Source organism: Mycobacterium sp., from assembly GCF_049281135.1.
Taxonomy (GTDB): domain Bacteria; phylum Actinomycetota; class Actinomycetes; order Mycobacteriales; family Mycobacteriaceae; genus Mycobacterium.
The window spans coordinates 1-8,278 of record NZ_JBAPRN010000109.1 but is presented as its reverse complement, the minus strand read 5'-3'; the positions used below and the strand labels follow the sequence as shown (position 1 = coordinate 8,278).

Sequence of the window (8,278 nt, the reverse complement as noted above, 5' to 3'; positions counted from 1 at the left end):
GGCCGACGACCGATCGGGTCCGCGAGTCACTGTTCAGCATCGTGTCCGCGCGGCTCGACCTGACCGGTCGCAGCGTGCTCGACCTGTACGCGGGCTCGGGTGCGCTAGGCCTCGAAGCACTTTCGCGCGGCGCGGCGGCGGCGACGTTCGTCGAGTCCGACCGTCGCGCGGCGACGGTGCTCGAGCGCAACATCGCGGCACTCGGGCTATCCGGTGCGACGTTGCGTCGTGGGCTGGTGGCGGCAGTCATTGCCGCGGGTGCCGCGGAGCCGGTTGACCTTGTTCTGGCCGACCCGCCCTACGACGTCCAAGCGAGCGAGATCGAGGCCCTGCTGAGTGCGCTGGTCGATCATGGCTGGGTGAGCGAGGGAAGCGTGGTCATCGTGGAGCGTGCCACCATCGGGCCGACGCTGAGCTGGCCGCCCGGTTGGCAACCCTGGCAGCAGCGGGTTTACGGCGACACCCGGTTGGAGCTGGCCGAACGGCTCTGAGTCAGCGTGTACCGTCGTTCGTCATGGGTGCCGCTCCTCCTCATCGCTTGACCCCCCTCGCCGCTGCGCGGCTGGAGGTGCCCCCACTGCATCGTCGGCGGCACGCGTCATGAGCGGCGCCGTCTGCCCGGGTTCCTTCGATCCGGTGACATTGGGCCACATCGATGTCTTCGAGCGGGCCGCGGCTCAGTTCGACGAAGTGGTCGTCGCGATCCTGATCAATCCCGCCAAGAAGGGCATGTTCGATATCGACGAGCGGGTCGCGATGATCAAGGAGTCGACCACGCATCTGCCTAACTTGTGCGTGGCGACAGGACAAGGTTTGGTGGTCGACTTCGTTCGGTCCCAGGGAATGACGGCCATCGTCAAGGGTCTGCGCACCGGCACCGACTTCGAGTACGAGCTTCAGATGGCGCAGATGAACAAGCATGTCGCCGGCGTCGACACGTTCTTCGTGGCGACCACGCCGCGGTATTCGTTCGTGTCGTCGTCACTCGCGAAAGAGGTCGCGACGCTGGGCGGTGATGTGTCCGAGCTGCTGCCCGATGCGGTGAACCGTCGGCTGGCCGACAAACTACGCTCGGCCAAGGGGCAATAACTCATCAGCGCGGCCGGGCGAAAGCCACGGCCGCGCCGATGATTTGGTTACGTCAGCTCTCAGCGAGCGCGGCGTGCAGCGACTGCTTCGCCTCGGTAATTGCCGTCAGCACCTTCGTCTTCGCTTCGGCGAGCTTCTCCTTCTGGGCGTCGGTGCCCGACCAATGGATGGTCCGCGCCAGCCCGGCGAGTTCGAAGAGTCCCCAACGAATCTTGGCGACATCCTTGAATTTGCCGGCCTGAGCCAGCCGCGCGTGGATGCTCTCGCTGCTGATGCCCTTCCACTGCAACACATTTCTGCCAAGTTCGGTCAGGGTTGCCACCCCGTCGTCAACGCTCACGAAGCCGCGACCGGCCAACTTCCCAATCGCAAGTTCGACGATCTCTTGCGGCGGCGCAAACGCACCGTCGGTTGCCTCAGAAACACGCTGCACGATCTGCTCGGCGTTCGCCGGTCCATCGAGCAGCAGGGCGGCCGTACCGACCACCAAGCGCTTGCGGTGCCCGCCAGGACCGGGTCGACCCCAGTGCCCTCCGAAACCGGGGCCGCCATGTCCGCCATGTCCGCCCCAGCCCTGACCGCCGAAACCAGGCCCGCCGAACCCCGGGCCACCAAAGCCCGGTCCGCCAAACCCAGGGCCGCCCCAACCGGGACCGCCCGAAAATCCGCCTCCGAACATCCTTGTTCTCCTTCAGTTAAGGCGACCAGCCGACTGGTCGGCCGCCGACTTGTATATCTAGTTCCTTGATACCCGGGTAGCAGATACGTGTCAAGGAACTTGATATGGGGATCTCGGGGTCCGGCCAACGCCGCCCGGTCGCCACGCTGACGCACCCTACGGCGCGACGACCAATGCGGCACTTGGCCTGTACTTCCATGTCAGCATGGTGGGGATGAGCGAATTCGAGGATCAAGCGCTGGGCTTTTTGGTGCGCGGATTGATGGCGCGACTGCGCCCGCATGCGGTCCAGGCTTTGCGACCGCTCGGGCTCGGATTACCCGAATTCGTCTGCATGCGCATTCTGGACGAAGATCCGGGCCGCACCAGCGCCGAACTCGCCCGTCACACGCACGTGACCGCCCAAGCGATGAACCAGGTTTTGCAAGGGCTGCAAGAGGTGGGGCTGGTGACCCGCCCCGCGACCGCGCCCTCAGGCCGTGCCCTGCCGGCTCAGCTCACCCGCAAGGGCAGCGCACTTCTTCGGCGCGCGGAGGCGGCCGTAGCGTCGTCCGATGAACACCTATTGGCGCACCTCAGCCCGGCCGACCGGCGCCAACTCAAACTGCTGCTCTACCGCGCCGGCAACCCGTCACCCGACGACAGCCGGATGTGCGCCCCGAGCGACGGCGCGGGCTGACGCTCAATTAGCCTCGCGGGCAGCACTTTATGACGGGGGCGATGCTGCTACCCGGGCGTCGAGGCGTTCCCGGAGTCCCATGCCCGATACAGCTCCATGCGTGAGCGGACCCCGAGTTTGCGGTAGATGCGGCTGAGGTTGACTTCGACCGTCTTGGGGCTGATGAACAGCGCTGCGGCGATGTCTCGGTTAGTCATGCCCGACACGGCGAGTTCGGCGACACGTTGTTCTGACGGCGTCAGTCCGTCAGTGCGCTGCCTGCCCGATATACCCCGCGCCAGTTCGGTTTTGGCGCGATCGGCCCATAGTTGAGTGCCCAGATCTTCGAAGGTTCGCAACGCGGCGCGGGTGGCGGTACTGGCCTCGCGCTGGCGTTGGCGGCGCTGGAGTTGGCCGAGTAGCAGCTGGGTGCGGGCCCGCTCGAAGGGCATTGGAAGGCGTTGGTGTTCGGTCATTGCGAGTTCAGCCATTCCGATGGCGGCGGCGAGGTCGCGGCGCGCGGCCAGCAGCATTGCACGAGAGCGCAGTGCTGCGGTGAGCATCCAGGCGCGGTCGAGGCGGCGGCCGTTGCGCTCGAGGGTGTCGATCAGCGGCTCGGCGTCGTCGAGTCGGCCCAGGCCGATCATCGCCTCGATGGCTTCAGGCAGGTAGGACGCGGCAATGATCTCGGTAGCGTCCGGAAAGGCCTGCACCATGGGCAGCAGCGGCGCGACTGCGTCCAGTGCGGCCTGATGGTTGCCGCAGGACACTTCGAGGAACGCGCGCAAGGTGACGGGCCATTCTCCCATTCGCATTGAGCCGCAACGCTGCGCGACGGCGACCGCCTCATGCAGGTCGCTCCTCGCCTCGTGGATGCGGCCCGCGTAAGCGGCGGCGGCGCCTCGCATCGTGAGGGCGATGAACATGGGGAAGTCGCCACCGAGCTGTGCTGCTCGTTCGATGGTTTCGTCAGCGGCAGTCGCGACGCTGGCTATGTCGCCCCGCCAAATATCGATGAGCGCGAGTGAAAAGGCGACAAATACGAACTCGCCTTCCTGGCCCAGCGCGATGCATCGCCGGCCCGCTGCCGCCAGCGCTCTGCGGGCCGGGTCGAGCGCGCCGGTCCAGGCCCGCAGCAGTGCCATCTGCACACTGGGGACAAACGCCAACGGAACGGGCAGGTCGTCGTCTTCGAGTTCGACCGCACGTTGGAGCGTGGCTTCATCGAAACCACGTCCGCTGAGAAAACCCAAAATTTCCTGCATTCCGAGCGCCGGGCTGAGCAGGCTCGGGACGCCTGAACGCTCGGCTTCGGTCACCGCCTGCCGCACCCGGTCAAGGGCGCGCTCGGGCTGGGCTGCGTTGAACAAAGCGTATGAGAGCATGATCAGCATCCGTACCTGCAGTGCATCGTCGGCGCCGCTGTCCGCTAGGCCGCTTTCCAAAAGCTCTGCCGCTTCGGAGAACCCATCGTCATAGAACCGGACCAACGCGAGTTGATATAGGGCCTCGGCGCGAAGTGGACCGGCCGGCAGGTCATCGACTACGGCTTGCAGCAGCTGACGGGCACGGCCGGGATCGCTGGCGGCGAAATAATGTGTTGCGCAGAGGATTCGACGAGCCGGGTCGTCGGCGCCCAAACCGATTGCCAGCTGCAGCAATTCGGCAGCAGCTGCTGGCGCGCCTCGAGCATGGGCGATCTCGGCCGCGGCGTCCAGCGCCTTGATGGTCTCGCGTTCGCCGGTGGCATCCGACAATGCCAGGTGCCGGGCTCGTAGTTCGGGCTCGAAGACAAGTTCGGCCAACCGACGGTGCATGGCGCGGCGCCGCCGCGGCGATGCCTCGCTGTAGACGCCGTGGGCCAGAACCGGATGCGTGAACGAAACCCGGTTGCCGTCGATGGCCACTACCGATTGAGTTTCAGCCTCGCCCAGCGCTTCCAGCACGCGCTCGGCGCTACTGTTCGTGGCTTGCGCCAACATTCGCACCGTGGCGTCGGGCAGGCTGGCTATGGCCAACAGCGCCTCTTGGGCGTCGGCACCCACTCGCCTGATCCGCGAACTGACCAACTCATTGAGGCTGGCGGGCAGCGGCAAAGAACCTGAGCCGGTATTCGTATCGACTACGCGGGCCAGTTCCAGACCGAAAAACGGGTTGCCGCCTGAGATCTGGTGAATGCGCAGAAGCGTCGGCCTCGCCAGTGAAATCCCCAGCCGCAGTGCCAGCACCTGATGCAGCTCTCCAACCGTCAACGGCTGCAACCGAAGTCTGTGCACCGCGTCAGGATGGGCCAGCTGGACGCGTGCGGCTACATCGGCGCTGCGGGTCGTACAGATCAGTCCCACGCCCTGTGGCAATCGTCGGGCGGCGAAGCCCACCACGTTGGCGCTGGAGACGTCGGTCCATTGCACATCGTCGATCGCCACCAGCACAGGACCGTGAGCCTGGGCGGCCAGTCGATCCAACACTGAGACAAACGCCGCAGCCACCGCCCGGGCATCGCTGGGGGCTGCGGGATCGTGGTGACGCAGCAACGCCGCGTCCAGACTTTGCTGCTGCGGAGCGGGTAAATCAGCCCAGATGGACTCATCAACGTCGCTGAGCAGATCAGCCAACGCCGCGTAGGCCAGCACGGACTCGGACGCGACTGCCCGGCTGGCCAGCACGACAAACCCACGTTCGCGTGCGCTGTCTAAGGCGTTGAGCCATAACGTCGTTTTACCGATTCCGGCGTCGCCCTCGATCACAAGGGCGGAGGGCGCCTGGGGCACAGTACTGAGAAAGTCGACAACGGCCTGATCTAGGGCTCGCCGACTTACGGCCTGCACAGCCATGGGCGTGCCCGTCACCTCTCAACTTAGATCGGCCGGATCCGGTTGTTGGGCGCCGCAACCGAAGCCGGCCGGTTACGGAGCGGCGTTCCCCTCGATCGCTTGCGCTTCATGATAAATGAACGGTGTTCAATAGGCGCCGCTATAGCGGGGCTGTTCCGTCGGGGTAGCGCGGTGAGGCACAAACCGGCTTGCCATTGCGGGGTCGATCCCAATCTGCGTTCAGTGGCTGTGCTGGCAGTGGTCGTCTTCGGCGTCGGGGGAGCCGCCCATCGAGCGGAGCATCGTGCGGCCGCCCGTCTTGACGAACCGGACGCTGAGCACCGCTGCCAGCAGGAGGAAGGCGATGTTCAGCCAAGTGGTGTAGTTCCAGGAGATGCCCGCTTCCATCACCCTGGCGTTGCGCTGTGACGGGATGAGACCTGCTGCGCCGAACAGTAATTCGACGATGTAGCCGGCCGCGACCATGGCGGCATAGAAAGTGCCCAGCAACATCAGCATCATCTTGGTGCCGTAGTACTTCCGGTAGATGTTCAGGATCGGCAAAATGAGCAGGTCAGCGAAGATGAACGCGACGACGCCACCAAAGCTGATGCCGCCGTTCCACAGCACTGCGGCCAGTGGCACGTTACCGATCGAGCAGACGAACGAGACGATCGCCACGATGGGGCCCACGATCGGTCCCCAAAACGCGGATAGCACCGGGTGATCAACGAAAAAGAAGTGCTGCCAGAACGATTCGGGCACCCAGGCCGCGATGGCGCCCGCGATCAACAACCCCACCACCAGGTCGCGAAGAATCGCCGCCCACTCCATGACGAAAACATGCGAGACGGAGGTAAAGCCCTCCCGTGACAGCAGTCGCTGCCAAAACGAGCCCTCGCGTTGGACCGACATGTCCATCGCGGCATGACCTTCCATTGAGCCCGCCAACCCGCGATCGGCCTGCCGGCGAGCGACGTCGACGAGCCGAGTACGCACGAACAGCCGGAACAACACCGCAAGTGCCACGATCATCATCGGGCCGCCGACGAATTCCGCCGCGGTGAACTGCCAACCCATGAGCAGGGCCAGGATGATGCCCAGCTCGACCACCAGGTTCGTCGAGCCGATTTCGAAGGCCATGGCGGCGGTGAAGTTGGCGCCTTTGCGAAACAACGACCGGGCCAGGGCCACCGCGGCGTAGGAGCACGACGAGGACGCGGCGCCCAGGCCCGCCGCGACCGCCAGCGTGCGGGGTCGGTCGTCGCCGAGCAGCGCCACGATCGTCGACCGGCGCACTACGGCTTGCACCACCGCAGACAGGGTGAAACCCAGGATCAGGGCCCACAGGATCTCCCAGGTCATCGACCCTGACAGCGCTAACGCGTGCTCGACCGCATGTGCCGCTTCGTGTGCCATGGTTCCTCCAACAGGATACCCCCGGGGGGTATTCCACATCGCTCATTGTGGGGTCAAACTGCATTTTTGCGTCGGTCCGGCGTTGCCGCGCCGGCGCGCGAACCGACATAATTACGTCAAGTGTGCAGGTAACTGGGTCAGTTCTGCGACCTAAAAGCCGACACACCGAGCCTGGCAACGCAGTCACAGAAGCAACACCAGGCACACTGGTAACAACAACGATGCCGGGAGGGTGTTGCCGTGTACCGAGTTTTTGAGGCGCTCGACGAGCTGGGCGCCATTGTCGAGGAGGCTCGCGGCGTGCCGATGACGGCGGGCTGTGTTGTGCCTCGTGGCGACGTGCTCGAACTGATCGACGACATCAAGGACGCGATTCCCGGCGAGCTCGACGACGCCCAGGATGTGCTGGATGCCCGCGACTCGCTGTTGCACGAAGCCAAGACACACGCGGACTCCGTGATGTCCTCGGCGACCACCGAGTCGGATGCTCTGGTCAATCACGCCCGGTCGGAGGCCGACCGGATCCTGGCCGACGCCAAGGCGCAGGCCGACCGGATGGTCGGGGAGGCGCGTCAGCACAGCGAACGGATGGTTGGCGAGGCACGCGAGGAGTCCACTCGCATCGGCGCGGCGGCGAAACGTGAATTCGAGGCCGCCACCGGCCGGGCCAAGTCCGAAGCCGATCGGCTCGTCGAGAACGGCAACATCTCCTACGAGAAGGCCGTTCAGGAGGGCATCAAAGAACAGCAGCGCTTGGTGTCGCAGACCGAAGTCGTGCAGTCGGCCAACGCCGAGTCGGCCCGGCTGATCGACGCCGCCCACGTGGAGGCTGATCGGCTGCGCGGCGAATGCGACATTTATGTCGACAGCAAGCTCGCTGAGTTCGAGGAGCACCTCAACACCACCCTGCGCTCGGTCAACCGTGGCCGCCATCAACTACGCACGGCGGCCGGCGTCCACGACTACGCACAGCGGTAGCACTCCCACCAGCGGGCGAGGCGGCTGGTAGCCCGCCCGTAGAATTGCGGACATGGCCCGGAAGCACCACCACACCGAACATCCGGACCCGGGTTCGCCGCTCGTCGTCAACATCGCACGGTTGGGACGACGCCCGGGATCGATGTTTGCCATGCACGAGACGGTGGCCAGCCCCGCGCGCATCGGTCTGGAAATGATCGGAATTGCACCCGGCGCACCCTTGGACCTCGACCTTCGCGTCGAGTCGGTGTCGGAAGGTGTCCTGGTCAGCGGGACGCTGTCGGCACCGATCACGGGCGAATGTTCACGGTGCTTGACACCGTTCACCGAGCGCATTGACGTCGATTTGACCGAGCTATTCGCCTACCCGGACAGCCTCACCGAAGCGACCACCGAGGAGGACGAGGCCGGCCGGGTCGTCAACGACTTCGTCGACCTGCGACAGCCGATCGTGGACGCGGTTGGTCTGGAGCTGCCGTTCTCGCCGGTGTGCCGAACCGACTGCCCGGGGCTGTGTCCCACCTGTGGTGTCGCGCTGGCAACCGCCGAACCCGACCATCATCACGACGAAATCGATCCGCGCTGGGCAAAACTGGCGACCATGCTGGGCTCCGACAAAGACGGAGCCGGCAATGAGTGAAC

At 65.2% G+C, this 8,278-nt stretch carries 8 protein-coding genes; 5 read left to right on the top strand and 3 right to left on the bottom strand.

The genetic code is table 11. From position 1 onward, the window contains the following. Window positions 1-491, top strand: a 491-nt coding sequence (rsmD, locus tag WAN02_RS04480) for a 16S rRNA (guanine(966)-N(2))-methyltransferase RsmD (RefSeq protein WP_422262974.1), incomplete at its 5' end; no start/stop codon positions are given. 109 nt (window positions 492-600) lie between these two features. Then, window positions 601-1,089 carry a pantetheine-phosphate adenylyltransferase gene (coaD, locus tag WAN02_RS04475; RefSeq protein ID WP_422262973.1) on the top strand — a complete coding sequence of 163 codons (489 nt, stop codon included), beginning with the start codon at window positions 601-603 and terminating at the stop codon, window positions 1,087-1,089. A 52-nt stretch (window positions 1,090-1,141) separates the two neighbouring features. Here coaD and WAN02_RS04470 read toward each other — a convergent pair whose 3' ends face one another. Next, window positions 1,142-1,768: a hypothetical protein gene (locus tag WAN02_RS04470; RefSeq protein ID WP_422262972.1), complete on the bottom strand. Its 627-nt coding sequence runs from the start codon at window positions 1,766-1,768 to the stop codon at window positions 1,142-1,144. Between the two features lie 205 nt (window positions 1,769-1,973). Here WAN02_RS04470 and WAN02_RS04465 point away from each other — a divergent pair, with 205 nt between their 5' ends. Next, entirely contained in the window at window positions 1,974-2,447 is a 474-nt protein-coding gene (locus tag WAN02_RS04465) for a MarR family winged helix-turn-helix transcriptional regulator (RefSeq protein WP_422262971.1), read from the top strand. Between the two features lie 47 nt (window positions 2,448-2,494). Here WAN02_RS04465 and WAN02_RS04460 read toward each other — a convergent pair whose 3' ends face one another. Together WAN02_RS04460 and WAN02_RS04455 are read right to left on the bottom strand one after the other, a co-directional pair. Further along, window positions 2,495-5,260: an AAA family ATPase gene (locus tag WAN02_RS04460; protein ID WP_422262970.1), complete on the bottom strand. Its 2,766-nt coding sequence runs from the start codon at window positions 5,258-5,260 to the stop codon at window positions 2,495-2,497. Between the two features lie 219 nt (window positions 5,261-5,479). Beyond that, window positions 5,480-6,658, bottom strand: coding sequence for a permease (locus WAN02_RS04455; protein ID WP_422262969.1), 1,179 nt, complete (start codon window positions 6,656-6,658; stop codon window positions 5,480-5,482). Window positions 6,659-6,898: 240 nt separating this feature from the next. Between WAN02_RS04455 and sepIVA the strand changes: the two genes are divergently transcribed. Together sepIVA and WAN02_RS04445 are read left to right on the top strand one after the other, a co-directional pair. Beyond that, window positions 6,899-7,636 carry a cell division protein SepIVA gene (sepIVA, locus tag WAN02_RS04450; protein ID WP_422262968.1) on the top strand — a complete coding sequence of 246 codons (738 nt, stop codon included), beginning with the start codon at window positions 6,899-6,901 and terminating at the stop codon, window positions 7,634-7,636. Window positions 7,637-7,688: 52 nt separating this feature from the next. Continuing rightward, window positions 7,689-8,276 (top strand): YceD family protein, encoded by a 588-nt coding sequence (locus WAN02_RS04445; protein ID WP_422262967.1) that lies wholly within the window; start codon window positions 7,689-7,691, stop codon window positions 8,274-8,276. Window positions 8,277-8,278: the final 2 nt, after the last annotated feature.

What these genes read in the sequence shown, in the direction of transcription:
- WAN02_RS04460 (WP_422262970.1), bottom strand. Translation starts at nt 5,260, where the DNA reads ATGGCTGTGCAGGCCGTAAGTCGGCGAGCCCTAGATCAGGCCGTTGTC.
- WAN02_RS04455 (WP_422262969.1), bottom strand. Translation starts at nt 6,658, where the DNA reads ATGGCACACGAAGCGGCACATGCGGTCGAGCACGCGTTAGCGCTGTCA.
- coaD (WP_422262973.1), top strand. Translation starts at nt 601, where the DNA reads ATGAGCGGCGCCGTCTGCCCGGGTTCCTTCGATCCGGTGACATTGGGC.
- WAN02_RS04470 (WP_422262972.1), bottom strand. Translation starts at nt 1,768, where the DNA reads ATGTTCGGAGGCGGATTTTCGGGCGGTCCCGGTTGGGGCGGCCCTGGG.
- WAN02_RS04465 (WP_422262971.1), top strand. Translation starts at nt 1,974, where the DNA reads ATGGTGGGGATGAGCGAATTCGAGGATCAAGCGCTGGGCTTTTTGGTG.
- WAN02_RS04445 (WP_422262967.1), top strand. Translation starts at nt 7,689, where the DNA reads ATGGCCCGGAAGCACCACCACACCGAACATCCGGACCCGGGTTCGCCG.